The 15,776-nt window shown below is 70.8% G+C and carries 19 protein-coding genes; 8 read left to right on the top strand and 11 right to left on the bottom strand.

Annotated elements, in window-relative coordinates; genetic code table 11:
* Positions 1–8 precede the first annotated feature (8 nt).
* Entirely contained in the window at positions 9–1,613 is a 1,605-nt protein-coding gene (locus ACFFIO_RS05290) for a sensor histidine kinase (RefSeq protein ID WP_378040544.1), read from the top strand.
* 114 nt (positions 1,614–1,727) lie between these two features.
* Here the strand turns inward: ACFFIO_RS05290 and ACFFIO_RS05285 are convergent, their stop codons facing one another.
* Positions 1,728–1,976 carry a WhiB family transcriptional regulator gene (locus tag ACFFIO_RS05285; RefSeq protein WP_010144519.1) on the bottom strand — a complete coding sequence of 83 codons (249 nt, stop codon included), beginning with the start codon at positions 1,974–1,976 and terminating at the stop codon, positions 1,728–1,730.
* Positions 1,977–2,304: 328 nt separating this feature from the next.
* Between ACFFIO_RS05285 and ACFFIO_RS05280 the strand changes: the two genes are divergently transcribed.
* On the top strand, positions 2,305–2,736 hold the full coding sequence (locus ACFFIO_RS05280) for a hypothetical protein (RefSeq protein ID WP_378040543.1): 432 nt from the start codon (positions 2,305–2,307) through the stop codon (positions 2,734–2,736).
* 104 nt (positions 2,737–2,840) lie between these two features.
* On the opposite strand, the gene ACFFIO_RS05275 is transcribed toward ACFFIO_RS05280, so the two are convergent.
* Together ACFFIO_RS05275 and ACFFIO_RS05270 are read right to left on the bottom strand one after the other, a co-directional pair.
* On the bottom strand, positions 2,841–3,212 hold the full coding sequence (locus ACFFIO_RS05275) for a DUF1844 domain-containing protein (protein WP_378040542.1): 372 nt from the start codon (positions 3,210–3,212) through the stop codon (positions 2,841–2,843).
* Positions 3,213–3,288: 76 nt separating this feature from the next.
* A complete protein-coding gene (locus ACFFIO_RS05270) occupies positions 3,289–3,450 on the bottom strand; it encodes a hypothetical protein (protein WP_378040541.1) in 162 nt (53 codons plus the stop codon).
* 122 nt (positions 3,451–3,572) lie between these two features.
* On the opposite strand from ACFFIO_RS05270, the gene infC reads away from it, so the two are divergent.
* From infC to ACFFIO_RS05250, 4 genes are all read left to right on the top strand, one after another.
* Positions 3,573–4,577 (top strand): translation initiation factor IF-3, encoded by a 1,005-nt coding sequence (gene infC / locus ACFFIO_RS05265; protein WP_378040540.1) that lies wholly within the window; start codon positions 3,573–3,575, stop codon positions 4,575–4,577.
* A 126-nt stretch (positions 4,578–4,703) separates the two neighbouring features.
* Entirely contained in the window at positions 4,704–4,898 is a 195-nt protein-coding gene (gene rpmI / locus ACFFIO_RS05260) for a 50S ribosomal protein L35 (RefSeq protein WP_159551536.1), read from the top strand.
* 88 nt (positions 4,899–4,986) lie between these two features.
* A complete protein-coding gene (rplT, locus tag ACFFIO_RS05255; RefSeq protein ID WP_159551534.1) occupies positions 4,987–5,373 on the top strand; it encodes a 50S ribosomal protein L20 in 387 nt (128 codons plus the stop codon).
* A 55-nt stretch (positions 5,374–5,428) separates the two neighbouring features.
* Complete coding sequence (locus tag ACFFIO_RS05250; protein WP_378040539.1) at positions 5,429–6,385, top strand: TrmH family RNA methyltransferase; 957 nt, start codon at positions 5,429–5,431, stop codon at positions 6,383–6,385.
* Positions 6,386–6,512: 127 nt separating this feature from the next.
* Here the strand turns inward: ACFFIO_RS05250 and ACFFIO_RS05245 are convergent, their stop codons facing one another.
* Entirely contained in the window at positions 6,513–6,788 is a 276-nt protein-coding gene (locus tag ACFFIO_RS05245) for a GlsB/YeaQ/YmgE family stress response membrane protein (protein WP_378040538.1), read from the bottom strand.
* A 132-nt stretch (positions 6,789–6,920) separates the two neighbouring features.
* A complete protein-coding gene (locus tag ACFFIO_RS05240) occupies positions 6,921–8,195 on the bottom strand; it encodes an MFS transporter (RefSeq protein WP_378040537.1) in 1,275 nt (424 codons plus the stop codon).
* A 104-nt stretch (positions 8,196–8,299) separates the two neighbouring features.
* On the opposite strand from ACFFIO_RS05240, the gene ACFFIO_RS05235 reads away from it, so the two are divergent.
* Positions 8,300–8,815 carry a (deoxy)nucleoside triphosphate pyrophosphohydrolase gene (locus tag ACFFIO_RS05235; protein WP_378040536.1) on the top strand — a complete coding sequence of 172 codons (516 nt, stop codon included), beginning with the start codon at positions 8,300–8,302 and terminating at the stop codon, positions 8,813–8,815.
* Positions 8,816–8,819: 4 nt separating this feature from the next.
* On the opposite strand, the gene ACFFIO_RS05230 is transcribed toward ACFFIO_RS05235, so the two are convergent.
* Positions 8,820–9,938: an Rv2578c family radical SAM protein gene (locus ACFFIO_RS05230; protein WP_378040535.1), complete on the bottom strand. Its 1,119-nt coding sequence runs from the start codon at positions 9,936–9,938 to the stop codon at positions 8,820–8,822.
* Between the two features lie 56 nt (positions 9,939–9,994).
* Between ACFFIO_RS05230 and pcp the strand changes: the two genes are divergently transcribed.
* On the top strand, positions 9,995–10,738 hold the full coding sequence (pcp, locus tag ACFFIO_RS05225; protein WP_378040534.1) for a pyroglutamyl-peptidase I: 744 nt from the start codon (positions 9,995–9,997) through the stop codon (positions 10,736–10,738).
* A 6-nt stretch (positions 10,739–10,744) separates the two neighbouring features.
* Here the strand turns inward: pcp and ACFFIO_RS05220 are convergent, their stop codons facing one another.
* The 5 genes from ACFFIO_RS05220 to ACFFIO_RS05200 form a co-directional block, all read right to left on the bottom strand.
* Entirely contained in the window at positions 10,745–11,899 is a 1,155-nt protein-coding gene (locus ACFFIO_RS05220; RefSeq protein ID WP_378040727.1) for an MFS transporter, read from the bottom strand.
* A gap of 193 nt (positions 11,900–12,092) precedes the next feature.
* Positions 12,093–12,884, bottom strand: a complete 792-nt coding sequence (locus tag ACFFIO_RS05215) for an ABC transporter ATP-binding protein (protein ID WP_378040533.1) — start codon at positions 12,882–12,884, stop codon at positions 12,093–12,095.
* Positions 12,881–13,954, bottom strand: a complete 1,074-nt coding sequence (locus ACFFIO_RS05210) for a FecCD family ABC transporter permease (protein WP_378040532.1) — start codon at positions 13,952–13,954, stop codon at positions 12,881–12,883. Before ACFFIO_RS05210 ends, ACFFIO_RS05215 begins: the two co-directional genes overlap by 4 nt.
* Entirely contained in the window at positions 13,951–14,946 is a 996-nt protein-coding gene (locus ACFFIO_RS05205; RefSeq protein ID WP_378040531.1) for an iron chelate uptake ABC transporter family permease subunit, read from the bottom strand. Before ACFFIO_RS05205 ends, ACFFIO_RS05210 begins: the two co-directional genes overlap by 4 nt.
* A complete protein-coding gene (locus ACFFIO_RS05200) occupies positions 14,943–15,698 on the bottom strand; it encodes a helix-turn-helix domain-containing protein (protein ID WP_378040530.1) in 756 nt (251 codons plus the stop codon). Before ACFFIO_RS05200 ends, ACFFIO_RS05205 begins: the two co-directional genes overlap by 4 nt.
* Between the last annotated feature and the right edge of the window lie 78 nt (positions 15,699–15,776).

Raw genomic sequence — 15,776 nt, 5'->3', positions numbered from 1 at the left:
ACTGTTCCATGGCCTTGTTCACCGACCCCCTCCACGACGACCCCGATCTGGCGGAGGGCGATGTCGACTGGCTGCACATGGTGGTGGGTGAGTGGCAACTCATCGCGGATCTGGACTTCGCGGACCTGGTGCTGTGGTACCCGGTCGCGGGTTCGGAGGCCACCGGCCGCGGCTTCGTGGCCCTGGCCCAGGCCCGGCCCTTCACCTCGCAGACCTCCCTGCACCGAGACATCGTGGGCAGCCGGGTCCGGACCGACCTGAAGTCCCTGGTGGACCAGGCCTGGACCACCGGCGAGCCGACGGCCACGGCGCCCTCGGTGCACGGCCCGGACAGCTCCATGCGGGTGGCGGTGTGGCCCGTGGTCCGCCACCACCGGAGCATCGGGGTGGTCACGGTCCACCAGAACCTCACCGGCCAGCGCACGCCGTCCCGGCTCGAGTTGGTCTACCGGGAGAGCGCCACGCAGCTGCTGACCATGCTGTCCCGCGGCCAGTGGCCGGAGACGGACGACCCCGTCAGCGGCTCTCACCGGGGTTCGCCCCGGGTCGGGGACGGTGTCCTGCGCCTGACGGCCGAGGGGCTGGTGGACTTCGCGACGCCGAACGCCGTCTCGGCCTTCCGCCGGCTGGGGGAGACCGAGCCCCTGGAGGGGCGGTCCTTGGCGAGGATCGTCACGGACCTGCAGGATGAACGCCGGCCCGTGGACGAGTCCCTGCCGTTGGTCCTGACGGGCAAGGCCGCAGCCCGCGCCGAGCTGGACGTCCGCTCGGTCAATCTCACCCTGCACACGGTGCCGCTGCGCGATGAGGCAGGACGTTTCGGGGCGCTGGTACTCCTGCGGGACGTCACGGAGTTGCGCCGGCGGGAGCAGCAGCTCATCGGCAAGGACGCCACCATCCGGGAGATCCACCACCGCGTGAAGAACAATCTCCAGACCGTGGGGTCCCTGCTGCGGATGCAGTCGCGGCGGATGCACTCAGAGGAGGCGAAGAAGGGCCTGGAGCAGGCCATGCGCCGGGTGGACACCATCGCCCTGGTCCACGAGACGCTGTCCCGGGGCCTGGACCAGCAGGTGGACATGGACTCCCTGCTGGGGCGCCAGTTCCGGCTCGCCGTGGAGGTGGCCGGCGACGGACGGGAGATCAGCACGGAGTTCCGAGGCGGTTTCGGCCAGTTGCCCTCCGACCTTGCGACCCCCTTGGCCCTGGTGATCAATGAACTCGCCATGAACGCGGTGGAACACGGGATCGGTCCGGAGGGTGGCCATGTGGGACTCTCGGCTCGCCGGAGGCAGACGCCCTCCGGCGAGCGGCTGGAGGTCCGCCTCTGGGACAGCGGAATGGAGGGTGCGGGAGGCCATGATCAGATGTCCGACGCCGGCAGCGAACCCGGGCGGGCCGCCGGCGGTCTGGTGACGGGCACCGGAGCCGGTCCCCGGAACGCCCGAGGTGAGTCAGCCGGCGTCGTTCCGGCACCGGGGCAGAGCCCCGGACTCGGACTGCACATCGTCCGCACGCTGGTGGCGGGGGACCTGCGGGGCACCATCGACTGGGTGGTGCTGGAGTCCGGTGGCACCGAGGTGGTCATCCAGGCGCCGGTCCCGGAGCACTGATCACTGGTGGAGTGCCGAGAGTCTTGACGGGACACGTCACAGGCCCTGACCCCACGGGGTCAGGGCCTGTGACGTGGCTGTGGTGTTCGAAGGGTTCCCGGTCTGGCTTCCGGACTAGGAGGCGCGGCGCGCGCGGGCGGCCCGGCGCTTGAGGGCGCGGCGCTCATCCTCGCTCATACCGCCCCAGACGCCGGAGTCCTGTCCGGACTCGATGGCCCATTGCAGGCACGTGTCGACCACTTCACAGGTGCGGCAGACAGCCTTGGCCTCTTCGATCTGGAGCAGGGCCGGACCCGTGTTCCCCACCGGGAAGAAAAGTTCCGGGTCCTTGTCCAGGCACGCTGCCCGGCTACGCCAATCCATGCTGATCGTTCACTCCTTCGCTGCCGGGCACACGGGTGGCCCCGGCAATACTGTCTCGGGTCATCGGACGGTAGTCCTCATGCGGGGGTTGATCTGCAGCATCCTGTCGACGGCAACAAAAAAGGGCCGTTGCGACGACCCCCGCTGAACTTCGTGAAATATCTTTTCATGTCGATTACGAGTAAACAAGAGGCCCAGCAGGTTAACTTGCGGTTATCATGCGATGTTGATCACAGCGCGGAACGGGTGCCGTAGACTATTCCGGCCCGCCGTCACCACTGTCAAGGGTGCGGCCATCAGCCCGCAGAGCAACAGAAAGCCGGATGCCGTGCCCACGCCAGAACACCAGGCCGACCCCCGGTCGTCCACCCCTCGCGAACGCGCGCACCGGCCGCCGGCGGTGGTGGCGCTGACCTCGCTGTTGCTCCTCCAGGCCCTCGCGGTCCTTGGTGTCGCCGTGGTGTTCGCCCTCGAGATCGGCAGCGGCGTGTTGAACCTGGGCGCGCAGATCTTCCTGGTGGTCCTGGTGGCGGCCGCGGGAATCTGGATCGGTGCTGCCGGCCTGAGCCTGTGGGCCGGCAGGGCCTGGGTCCGGGCCGCCGTGGTGGTGATCGAGCTGTTCGCCGTGATCCTGTCCGTCAGCTTCTTCTCCGCCGGGAACGTGGCGACCGGGCTGCTCTTCCTGGTGCCGGCCGCCGGGATCCTGTTCTTGATGTTCAGCCGCCAGGTTGCCGAGCACCTGGCGGGGCTCCACCGCTGAAGGGCGGCTCCGGGCCAAAACATGCGGGCCCGGCACCGTCCGAGGACGGGGCCGGGCCCGGGGGTCTGTTCAAGAGGTGGCCGTTGGTGCGGCCGGGGTGCATGTCAGTTCACGGCACCGGTGTACTTCTCGCCCGGCCCCTTGCCCGGGGCATCCGGGAAGGTCGAGGCCTCGCGGAATGCCAGCTGCAGCGAACGCAGTCCGTCGCGCAAGGGGCCGGCGTGCTGGCTGCCGATCTCCGGGGCAGCGGACGTGACCAGGCCGGCCAGCGCGGTGATCAGCTTGCGCGCCTCGTCCAGGTCGATCAGTTCCTCGGCGTTCGGCATGTCAGCCAGGCCGACCTTCACCGCAGAGGCGGTCATGAGGTGCACGGCGGCGGTGTTGATGAGTTCCACGGCCGGGACCTCATGGATCTCCCGCACCCGATCGTTGACGGGATCGTCCGAGGGGGAGGGATTCTGCTGTTCGTCATTCATGCTGGTAAGCTTGTCACAGACCAGCTGGTCCCGTGTCCCATTCCACTGCAGTACGTGTGTGAGATGGGTGACGAGATCAGCCATCGAAGTGGAGGCCCTCTCCCACCCGCGTCAGCAGTACGTCCGCCTCGGCGGACCGAGTTGCCGGGTCACCGGTCGGATGGCCCCGGAAGGGGACCAGTCGGCCGATGGGTCGGCGGATACGTCCGTCGGCCAGGCCTCCGTCTGCGTTGAGCACGGAGGCCTTAGTTGTCTCCGGATCTGCGCAGGGAGCCGCACCGGGATGGCGGCCCCGCATCCACAGCGTCCAGAAACAGGAGTTGCAAGATTAGCGAGCCAAGAATCAACGAACGGATCCGCGTGCCCGAGGTGCGCCTGGTCGGCCCCCAGGGCGAACAGGTGGGAATTGTGCGCATCGAGGATGCGTTGCGTCTAGCCGCCGAGGCCGATCTGGACCTCGTTGAAGTGGCCCCCACGGCCAAGCCGCCGGTCTGCAAGCTCATGGACTTCGGCAAGTGGAAGTACGAGGCCGCTGTCAAGGCCCGTGAGGCCCGGAAGAACCAGACCAACACGATCCTCAAGGAAGTCCGCTTCCGTCTGAAGATCGACAAGCACGACTATGAGACCAAGACCGGTCATGCCCGCAAGTTCCTCACCGCTGGGGACAAGGTCAAGGCCATGATCCAGTTCCGTGGACGTGAGCAGCAGCGCCCCGAGCTGGGCATCCGCCTGCTCCAGAAGTTCGCCGAGGACGTGGCCGATGTCGGCATGGTCGAGTCGAGCCCGCGCCAGGACGGCCGCAACATGGTCATGGTGATCGGTCCGCTGAAGAACAAGTCGGAGGCCCGTGCGGAGGCCCGCAAGCACCAGGAGCCGAAGCAGGAACGCGTCGGTTCCCGCCGTGACGTGGCGGCCCGCGAGGCGAAGCAGAAGGTCGCCGAGGACACGTCCTCGGCGCCGCTGTCCAGCACGATGTCGGATGCCATGCCGGAAGAGCTGAAGAAGCTGGCCCAGGCCGGTACCGAGGCTCCGGCCGCGGAAGCTCCGAAGGCTCCGGTGGAGAAGCCGGCCGAGAAGCCTGCAGACCAGCCGGCTACTCCGGCCAAGGAGGCTCCGGCAGACAAGCCGGCTCCGGTGAAGGCAGCCCCGGCCGCCAAGCCGGCGACCGCGAGGCCTGCCGCCGCCAAGCCTGCGGCGGCACCGAAGCCCGCGGTGGCCAGGCCTGCCGCGGCACCCAAGCCTGCGGCGGCCAAGCCCGCCGCGAAGCCGGCACCGGCTCCCAAGCCGGCCATGCCGAAGCCGTCTGCGGCACCCAAGCCCGGTGCAACGCCGAGGCCCGGCCCCAAGCCGGGCGGAAGCAAGTAGACCAGCACCACCCTTTCGTCACCGGCTTCAGGCCGGTACGGACCAGATCGGCCCCACCTCCGGGAGGGTCCACGTAGCACTGTCCGCCCGACGGGCGGACGGCCAACATGAAGGAGAACGGCAGCCATGCCGAAGATGAAGACCCACAGCGGAGCCAAGAAGCGCTTCCGCGTGACCGGTTCCGGCAAGCTGATGCGTCAGCAGGCCAACCGCCGCCACTACCTGGAGCACAAGCCCTCCACGCTGACCCGCCGTCTGGCCTCCGACCAGTTGGTCTCCAAGGCCAACGTCAAGACCATCAAGCGGATGCTGGGCATCTGACATTTCCCCGTGGCCTTCTCGGCCGCACACAGCTAGCCGCCGCGACTGACGAAGAACGCGGTGGGCATCGAATCGAAGGAGTACGCACGTGGCACGTGTGAAGCGGGCAGTCAACGCCCACAAGAAGCGCCGGGTGGTCTTGGACCGCGCGGCCGGTTACCGCGGACAGCGTTCCCGCCTTTACCGCAAGGCCAAGGAACAGCTGCTGCACTCGTATGTCTACAACTACCAGCACCGCAAGAAGCGCAAGGGCGACTTCCGCCGGCTGTGGATCACCCGTATCAACGCGGCCTCGCGCGCCAACGGGATGACCTACAACCGCTTCATGCAGGGCCTCAAGCTGGCCGGCATCGAGGTGGACCGCCGCATGCTCGCCGAGCTGGCCGTGTCCGACTCTGCCGCGTTCGCCGCCCTGGTGACGGCCTCCCGCGCAGCCCTGCCGGCTGACGTCAACGCCCCGGCAGCCGCGAAGTAAGTACGCGCACCCGGTGACGGTGGCGGCCCAGGGCCGCCACCGAACTCGGAACACCATGAACGAGCGCCCCGATCAGGACGTGATGACCAACCCCCGGGCAGACCGGGTCAGGAAGGTCGCACGCCTGGCGGGGCGCTCGTCGCGTTCCCGGGACGGCCTGTTCCTCGCCGAGGGGCCGCAGTCCTCCCGGGAGGCGCTGCGGGCTCACCTCGGGATGCTGGGCCCTCATCCAGACCACGACGCCGGACCCGCCCATGCCGCCGGCGGTCAGCCCTCTCGTCCGGAGGGCTACACCCAGTGGATTCCGGGCCGGGTCGTGGAGTCCGTCTACCTCTCCACCCGGGTGGCAGACCGTGACCCGGAGCTGGCGGAGCTGGTCCGCCGTGCCGTCGACCGGGGTGTGATGGTGCGGTGGGTGACCGACGAGGTCCTGGCCGCCATGGCCGATGCCGTCACCGGGCAGGGCATCATCACCGTCTGTCACATCCCGGACACCGGCGCCGCCACCGTTCTCGCTGCGCTTCCGGAACCACGGCTGGCCGCCGTCCTGTGCCGAGTCCAGGACCCCGGCAACGCGGGGACCATCCTGCGGGCGGCCGATGCCTCGGGGGCCGGCGCGGTGGTGCTGACGGCCGGTTCCGTGGACGTGTTCAACCCCAAGGTGGTGCGCTCCACGGCCGGCTCGCTGTTCCACGTACCGGTCGTGACCGGGGTGGAGGCCGCCACCGCCGTGGGCGCTCTTCGCGACCGTGGTCTGGCGGTGCTGGCAGCGGACGGCTACGGGTCCGTGGTGCTGGACCGGCCGCCGTCGGGCCTGCTGGCCGGTCCGACGGCCTGGTTGTTCGGCAACGAGGCCCAGGGCCTGTCCGCCGATGAGCTGGCCCTGTCCGCCGAGAGGGTGGCGGTCCCGCTGTACGGTCGGGCCGAATCACTCAACGTGGCCACGGCCGCCACCGTCTGCCTCTATGCCTCGGCCATGGCGCAGCACGCGCCAGGCGGCACCCCGGCCTGAGGTGATCCGGGCCGGAATCACGGCCGCAGGCACCACCACGAGATGACGAAGGGCGCCCCCTGTATCAGGGGGCGCCCTTCGCGGTCGGGGAGGTCGGGTATTGAGGTTTGCTGGGTTGCCCGGGTGATCAGGCCGTCGTGCGGTCTCGCCGGCCGGTGATGGCCTGCCAGATGAAGGCAACGATGATGCCGCCGATGATGGCGAAGACCCAGGTCCAGAAGTCGAAGAAGCCTTCGTTGAGGTCGAGGTTGAACAGGGCGCCGCCGATCCAGCCACCCAAGATGGCGCCGATGATGCCGGTGATCAGGGCCCCGATCCAGCCACCTCCCTGCTTGCCCGGAAGGATGAGCCGGGCGATGGCGCCCGCTACGAGGCCCATGATGATCCAGCTGATGATGCTCATGTTGTCTACCTCTTCGTGCTCGTGAAGCGATACGGATACGGATAGTGTCCGTCTGCGGCGGGCCCCCGTCCACTGTTGATGGACGGGCTGGGGCCGCGCCTGTGCACAACATAGCAAGCCGGAGCGGAATTCTCAGGTGTTGCGGGACCGGAGCAGGACCAGGGAGAGCAGGAACCCGACGCCGGCCAAGGCCGCTCCGGCGCCTGCCGGCACCTGCAGGCCGAGACCGGCCTGGATCACGGCGGCTCCCACCCAGGCACCCATGGCATTGGCGAGGTTGAGGGCCGAATGGTTCAGTGCCCCGGACAATTGGGGCGCCTGCGGGGCGGCGTCGACGAGCAGGACCTGCAGGGACGGGACCAGGGCTGAGGCGGCCATGGCGGCGGCCAGCAGCGGCACCAGCGAGAGGATCCACCACGGGGCGGTGAAGCTGAAGCAGGCCAGGGCCACGGAAACGATGGCGAGCATCCACTGCAGGGTCCGCCGCGCCGAGCGGTCGGACAGGGTCCCGCCGACCAGCGTGCCCACCACCATGCCGACCCCGTAGAGGGCCATGATGACCGGCACCAGCTGCGGGGCCATTCCACCGACGTCCGTGAAGACGGGGGCGATGTAGGTGTAGAGGGCGAACATGCCCGCGAAGCCAATGATGCCGACCACGATCGCCCGCCAGAGCGCTGGAGATCTCAGGGCCGTGAGCTCACTGCGCACGGAGGCGCCGGGAGGAGCCGGGACGCGAGGAACCAGCCACGCCACCGCGGCCAGGGTGGCGGCGCCGAAGAGGCCCGTGACGATGAACATCCACCGCCATCCGGAGTTCTGTCCCAACCAGGTGGCCAACGGGACCCCGATGAGGTTCGCGACGGACAGTCCCGCCATGACCCAGGCGATGGCCTGGCCGCGGCGGGCCGGTCCGGCCAGGTGGGCGGCGGCCAGGGCCGCGGCCGAGAAGTACGCGCCGTGTGGCAGGCCGGAGATGAACCGGGCCACGAGCATGGTGGTGAAGTCCGGGGCGAACAGGCTGGCGGCGTGGCCGATGACGAACAGTGCCATCAGCCACAGGGCGGAGGTGCGCCGGTCGATCCGGGCCATGCCGGCGGCCAGCAGCGGCGCCCCGATGACCACGCCGAGGGCATAGGCCGAGATGAGGATGCCGCCGGCGGGCAGGTCGACGCCCAGGTCTGCGACCGCCTCGGGGAGCAGGCCCATGATGGCGAACTCGGTGGTGCCGATCGCGAAGCCGCCGAGGGCCAGCGCGAGGATGCCCGGCAGGATGGCGCGACGACCAGGCGGGTCGGAGCGCCGGGCGGCAGGTGAGGAAGATGAGGCAGATGACGCGGATGGGGAGGCGGGAGATGACGTGGATGGTGAGGTGGAGGATGAGTCGTCGGCAGCGGTGTTCGGCACTGATCCAGACTACGGTCCCCTCGCTCCCACGGCGCGCTATCGGAGCGATCCCCACCGGTGGGGATCGCCCGGAAAGCGCAGGGGGAGGTGGGTAGGCTCGGGGGATGAGCGACATCACCCCGGAGACCCCGGCCGTGCCCCTCCACGTGGATCCGGATGCGGTGTCCCGTCCAGTCTCCCGCCCCGCCTCCGGAGCTCCCCGGCCGGTCGTGGGAGCTGCCGTGATGGATGAGGAGGCGGCCCCGACGGTGCTGCTGGCCGCGCGGCGAAGCGCACCGGAGGTCCTGGCGGGCCTGTGGGAGTTCCCAGGCGGCAAGGTGGAATTGGGGGAGGACCCCCGCGCCGCGCTGGTCCGGGAGGTGCGCGAAGAGCTCGGGGTCCACATCCGGCTGGACCGCGAGGTGACCGCCGACCATCCGGAGGGTTGGCTGCTGGGCAACGGGGCCAGGATGCGGGTGTTCACCGCGGTGATCATCGAGGGCGACCCCCAGCCGCTGGAGGACCACGACCTGCTCGAGTGGCGTGCCCTCGACCGGGCTGCGTTGCAGGAACTGGACTGGATTCCGGCGGACCGGCCCATCGTGGATGCGCTGGTGGAGCTCGTGCGCCCCGAGGGCTGAGACTCTAGAACAGGGCCGGCTGCGGGGCGGGAACCGGCTGGGCAGGGACCGTGGTCCCGGCCGGAGCCCGGTGGGCGCCCACTCCGGGGCGATGGACAGCTGGACTCGGTCCGTCACCGTCCGGGCGGGTGATGCGGTGGGCCCCCTCGTGGTGCAGGCCATGACGACGGGCTGCGGCGGAGGCTCGGCGTCCGAGTGCCTTGCGGTAGGAGGTGGGGGCGTAGGAGCTGCGGCCGTAGAGCTGGCGGTATCCGTCCAGCAGGTCCGGGTGGTCCTCCTCGATCCATTGCAGATACCACTGCCGCGCCCCGGGCCGCAGGTGCAGGGCCCCGGCCAGTACGGACTGGGCGCCGGCACCGGCCAGCGCGGTCATGAGGTCCTCCAGCTGGCGGTCGGAATCTGTGAGCCAGGGCAGCAGGGGCATGGCCATGACCGTGACCCGGGCGCCGGCCGCGGACAACTTCTCGATGAGCTTGAGCCGTGCAGCCGGGGTGGGGGTGCCCGGCTCGACCCGGTGGGTGAGTCCCGCGTCCAGCATGGCCAGGGAGACGGAGACCTGCACCGGCACCTGGCGAGAGGCCGAGGCCAGCAGGTCCAGATCCCGCCCCAGGAGGGTGCCCTTGGTCAGGATGGAGAAGGGGGTGCCCGCATCCGCCAGGGCCGTGATGATGCCGGGCATGAGCCGGTACCGGCCCTCGGCCCGCTGATAGGGGTCCGTGTTGGTGCCCAAGGCCACCAGCTCGCGGTTCCAGCTGGGGCGTGCCAACTCCCGCCGGAGGATCTCGGGGGTGTTCACCTTGACGACGATCTGCTGATCGAAATCGGCGCCCGCGTTGAAGTCCAGATACTCGTGGGTGTTGCGCGCGTAGCAGTACCGGCACGCATGGGTACAGCCCCGGTAGGGATTGACGGTCCAGCGGAAGGGCATGGGGGAGGAGTCCGGGACCTTGTTCAGGGCCGACTTGGCCACGACCTCGTGGAAGGTGGTGTCCGCGAACTCCGGCGTGGTGATGGAACGCTGCAGACCGGAGAGCGGGAGCAGAGCGGCCGGTGCGGCTGGAGTGCCGCCGTCGCCCTGCTCGATCCCGTCCCCGGCCTGCAGAGTCTGCGCTTCCCATCGCATGCCTCGATTAGAACACATGTACTAACGGTGGTGCAAGGGGGCGCTACGCTGAAGCCATGACCGGTACTGGCCCCGCCATCGCAGCCCACCACGCCCCTGGCCTCGCACCCCTCCTGTCACCCATCCTGCTCACCGGCTTCGAGCCCTTCGCAGGGGATGGGCACAACCCCTCCTGGCCCGCGGCGCAGGAGGCGGCCCGTCGCCTCCGGGACCGCGGCTTCGACGCGGTCGCCGTGAGGCTGCCCTGTTCCTTCGCCGGATCCACCGAGGCCCTGGAGCGGGCACTGGCCGAGCACCGCCCCGGGACCGTCATCGCCTGCGGCCTGGCCGGCGGCCGGACGCGGGTGGCCGTGGAGAGGGTGGCCGTCAACCTCCAGGATGCCCGCATCCCGGACAACGCCGGGGCCCAGCCGGCAGGACAGGCCGTGGACGATACCGGCCCCGCCGCCTATTTCTCCACCCTGCCGGTCAAGCGCATCGTCGCCGCGCTGCGCGAGGCCGCGATCCCGGCCGAGTTGTCCCTGAGTGCGGGCAGCTTCGTCTGCAACCACCTCTTCTACGCGCTGATGGCCCGGGCCGAAGCCGGTTCCGTGCGAACCGCCGGGTTCATCCACGTGCCGTGGGACGAGAACGCGCCGAAAAGGACAGCACGGGCGGGAGCCCACGCCGATGACGGGCACGGTCCGGAACCGTGGCCGACCCTGCCGGGCAGCCGGCTGGCCGAGGCGCTCGTGATCGCCGCGCTGGAAGCCGCGCGGCCGGCGTCGGACCTCGACGTGCCAGAGGGCTCGCTGTACTAGCCGGACCTAGGCGGAGGGCCGCTGCACCGAGGCCCGGGCGGCCAGCAGCCCGGCGATGCTGAAGGCCAGGGTGGCGGCGAGGACCAGCAGGATCGGCGCGGTCCAGCCGTCGGTGGCGGTGTGCAGCCAGCCGGCGAACGGAGGGGCGATCGTGGCGGCCAGGTAGCCGCCTGTCTGGACGAAGGCTGAGCCGGAGGCGGCCTCGGAGTCATTGCCGGCCATCCGGGCGATGATCGAGAAGATGGCCGTGAATCCGCCGCCCTGCGCCACTCCGCCGGTGAGAGACCAGAGCGTGTAGGCGTCGGGTGCCAGCAGCAGGCCGAGCGGCAGGGACAGCCACAGGGCCGCCACCACCGCCATGGGGACCCAGGGCCTCGTCCGGGCCGCCAGGAGCGGGACGCCCAGGGCGCCCACGATGGCGGCGACCTGGAACAGGGACGCCGTGGCACCGGACCCCGCCGTGTCCAGACCCTGGGAGTCCGCCAGGATCGTGGGCAGCCAGGTGGTGGTGGTGAAGTAGCCGGCCGACTGGCCGCTGAAGGCGATGACCAGCAGCCACATGACGCGGCGGAACTGCGGCGCGGGTCGGCCATCGGAACTCCGGGCTGTCGGAGCTTTCTGCCCGGAGCCTGGGTCAGTCTCGGAGGAATCAGACCGTCCGCCGGGGGCCTGCCGCAGGCGCCGCCGGACCAGGGTCAGCCAATAGGCCATCCCGACGACGGCGAGCACGCCCCAGAGCGCGAGGGCCCAGCGCCAGCCGACGGCGGCGGCCAGGGGGCCGGTGCCGAGCAGGGTGGCCATGGAGCCCACGTTCATGCCGGCGGAATACAGTCCCGTCGCCAGGGAGACCCGATCCCACGGAACCTCCCGGCGGATGATGACCGGCACCACGATGTTCCCCAGGGTCAGCGACAGGCCGATCACCACGGTGCCGGCCAGGACCATCCACGCCGGCCCAGCCGAGCGCAGCAGGGTGCCGGCCAGCACCCCCGCCAGGCAGGCGAACACCGTGGCCTCGGAACCCCACCGGCCGATGGTCCGGGTGGCCAAGGGGGTCGCCAGGGCGAAGAGCAGGATCGGCAGTCCGGTCAGCAGTCCGGCCCCGACGGCGTTCAGTCCGGTATCGTCCTGGATCTGCCCGAGGATCGCGGTGGGCGCGATGATCGGCGCTCGGAGGTTGAGGGCGAGGATGACGATGCCGACGATGATCCACGGCAGGATCGGGCTGGTGACCGGAGGGCGGCGCGAGGTGACTCCTCGGTTGGAAGGGCGTGGGGGCCGGTGGGGGCCACCCCTGATCCTAGCGAGCGGGTGCCGAGACCGGCCGAAGCCCCCGAACCGTCCACCGGCCCCGTCAGAGCGTCCCGGGGCCGGGAGAGCGGGGCAGGACCACGGGGTGTCCGGTGTCCGGATCGGGGATGATGCGTGCCCGCACCCCGAAGACCTCGTGCACCAGGTCCTCCGTCAGGATGTCCGCCGGTGGACCCTGGGCCACCACCGCCCCGGAGCGCATGGCGATCAGATGCGTGGCGTAGCGGGCGGCCATGTTGATCTCGTGCAGCACCGCCACCACGGTGCGGCCCTCGGAGCGCAGGGTCGCGACCAGGTCCAGCACCTCGAGCTGGTGGGCGATGTCGAGGAAGGTGGTCGGTTCGTCCAGCAGGATCAGCGGGGTCTGCTGCGCCAGGACCATGGCGATCCAGACGCGCTGGCGCTGGCCGCCGGAGAGCTCGTCCACGTGCCGTGCGGCCAACGAGGTGATGTCGGTGGCCGTCATCGCCTCGTTGACGGCCCGCTCGTCCTCGGCCGACCAGCCGGAGAGCAGGGACTGGTGCGGATAGCGGCCCCTGGCCACCAGGTCCGCCACGGTGATCCCCTCGGGTGCCACCGACGACTGGGGCAGCAGCCCCACCCGGCGGGCCACCTCCTTGGTGGGCCACCGCCGGATGTCCTGGCCGTCCAGCACGATGCGTCCCGAGGCGGGCGGCAGCAGCCGGGCCATCGATCGCAGGAGCGTGGACTTGCCGCAGGCATTGGGGCCCACGATGACGGTGAGCTCCCCGTCCGGGATCTGCAGGTCGAGGCCGGACAGGACCGTCCTGTCGTCGTACCCGGCGGTGAGTCCCTCGGCGGACAACCGGCTCATGCTGTACTCCTTTCACGGCGGCTCTCGCGCACGAGCAGCCAGACCAGGTACCCGCCCCCGATGCAGATGGTCACGGCCCCCGTGGGCAGCGGGACCCCGGGGACGGCGTGCAGGGCGATGAGGTCCGCACCGAGCAGCAGGGCGGCGCCCACGACGGCAGAGCCGGCGAGATCCACGGAGGCCCCCTGGCCGGTGAGGCGGCGGGCGATCTGCGGTGCGGCGAGGGCGATGAAGGCGATGGGTCCCGCCGCGGCGGTCACCAGGGCCGTGGCGGCCACCCCCATCAGGATCAGGGCCAGCTTGGTGGGTTCCACGGGCACACCCAGGGCGGCCGCCGCGTCGTCACCGAGTTCGAGCCGCCGCATCCGGCGCTGGGCTTCCGGGGCCACCACGAGGAGGACGGCCAGTACCGCGGAGCCGATGCCCACGGAGGTCCAGTTCACCGCTCCGAGGCTGCCGGCACCCCAGACGGCGGCATGCAGGGCCAGGTCCACGTCCACCTTGGCCGTGAACCACGTGTTGATGCCGTCGAGGAAGGCGCCCAGGGCGATGCCGATGATGATCAGCCGGAATCCCTGGATGCCCCGGCGGAAGGCCAGCAGGTAGACGGCGAGCGCGGTGAGCAGTCCGCCGATCAGGGCCCCGGCGCCCATGGCCACGTACCCCGTGGCGCCCAGCAGCAGGGTGACCACCACGCCGGTGTACGCACCGGAGGCGAAGCCGATGATGTCCGGGCTGCCCAGCGGGTTCCGGGTGAGCGACTGGAAGACGGCACCGCTGATCCCCAGGGCGATGCCGAAGACCACGGCGGCGACGATGCGCGGCAGCCGCCACTCGACCACCACGGTGTGGACGCGCTGCGGCGCCGTCCCCTCGACCAGACCCCACAGTTCGGCGGCGCTGATCGCGTAGCTGCCCAGGGTGGTGGCCCAGACCATGAATGCCACGACCCCGGCGGAGATGACCGCGATCGTGGTCACGGACCGGACCGAGGCCCGTGCACTGAACCGGCCGCGGCGGATCGTCAGGGTGCCCTTCGGTGTCCCGGCCCGGGCCTGCAGACCGCTCACAGCGCCGTCGCCCGGGTCCGGCGGACCAGCAGGATCAGCATCGGGGCGCCCAGCAGGGCGGTGACGATGCTGACCTGGAGCTCGGCGGGCATGAGCACCAGGCGCCCCACCACGTCGGAGGCGAGGACCAGGGCCGGCGCCAGGAGGGCCGAATAGGCGAGGATCCACCGCCAGTCGGGGCCCGTGATCCAGCGGACCGAGTGCGGCATCATCAGCCCCACGAAGGCGATGACGCCGCTGGCGGCCGTGGCGGCACCGCACAGCAGGGTCACCGAGAGCACGACGCCGGCCCGGGCCCATCCGAGGCGCGCCCCCACGGTGCGGGCCAGGTCGTCACCCAGGGCCACCGCGTTCAGCGGTGTGGCGCAGAGTGCCGCGAGCACCAGGCCCACGAGGATGAACGGCAGGATGGCCTCCAGCGTTCCCGGCGGGCGGTCCGCGATGGTGCCGGCACTCCAGAACCGCATCCGGTCGAAGGTCTCGGCGTTGAGCAGGGCCAGGGTGCGGGAGATCCCCATCAGGACGGCGCCCAGGGCCACGCCCACCAGGGTGAGGCGGACCGGCGTCGGGGTTCCGCGCACGCCGCCGGCCACGAGATAGACCGCCACTGTGGCCGCGATCGCCCCCAGGAAGGCGAAGGGCAGGTACTCGCTGATGCGAGTGACCCCGAAGAAGGCCACCGCCAGGGCCACGGCGAATCCGGCGCCGGCGTTGACGCCCAGGATGCCGGGATCGGCCAGGGGATTGCGGGTCAGGGCCTGGATGAGCGCACCGGAGACGCCGAGGGCCGCGCCGACGGTGATGCCGAGCAGGGTGCGGCCGACCCTCGCCTCGGACACGGTGACGTGGGATGCGGAGCCGTCGTTGGCGGTCAGGGCCGCCCAGACCACGTCCAGGGGCAGCATCGCCGCCCCGACTGCCAGGCTGGCCAGCGCGCACGCCGCCAACAGGGCCGCAGCCAACACGAGGCCTGCCGTGCGGCGAAAGGTCACGAGGCCACGGGGACGGCCCCGGTGCGCAGGGCCCCGTCAGGGCGGGCCGTGAGATCGGCCATCGGGATCCCGGTCTCGCGGGCCAGGGCCCGGAGGAACCCGGTGCGGGTCCCATAGCCGGCGATCATGGCCGCGGCCGGAATGCCGCCACCGATCAGCAGGTGGGCCACGGCCGGGTTGAGCCGGGCGCGCACCCGCCACTGATGGAAGGGCAGTCCGGTCTCCTCCACGAAGATCCGCAGTAGTTGCCGCTGGCTGATGCGGTACTGCGCTGCCAGCCGGTCGAGGGTCCGCTGGGTGGCGGCGGCATCCCGGGCCACCGCGGCCGCCACCGGGTGACGCGGGTGGACCAGGGGGAAGTAGTCGAGCGCCTGCGCCCGCAGCAGGGCACCGATCGCGGAACGGAACGGCGCCACATGGTCCGTTGACGAGGGGGCCGCCACCAGGACGGTGGTCAGGAGGTCCACCAGGTCCGGGATGACTCCGAGCGGGCGGACCCGCTCGGGCGGGGCGCACCCGGGTTCCAGCAGCGGGCCCAGGACCATGCCGCCGGAGCGGGTCTCCACGGCGTGGGGGACGCCGGGCGCCAGCCAGGCTGCCTCGTGGCGGTGCAGCAGCAGGTCGCGGCCGTCGGCCACGAGCAGGGCCTGGCCCGTGACCACGAAGACCAGGTGTGGTTCCGGGTGTTCGTGGGTGGGATGGCCCACGAACCGGATGGCGTGTTCCGGCACTACGGATTCCCATGACGTCATGGGGACGGACCTCCAGGTGAGACGGTGCGGTGGGCGGCTCGGCGTCGAGGCGCGGCAACCTGCCCAGCGAATCACCTC

The organism is Citricoccus parietis, assembly GCF_042433045.1.
Classification (GTDB): domain Bacteria; phylum Actinomycetota; class Actinomycetes; order Actinomycetales; family Micrococcaceae; genus Citricoccus; species Citricoccus parietis.
This window is presented reverse-complemented; position numbering and strand designations above follow the sequence as displayed.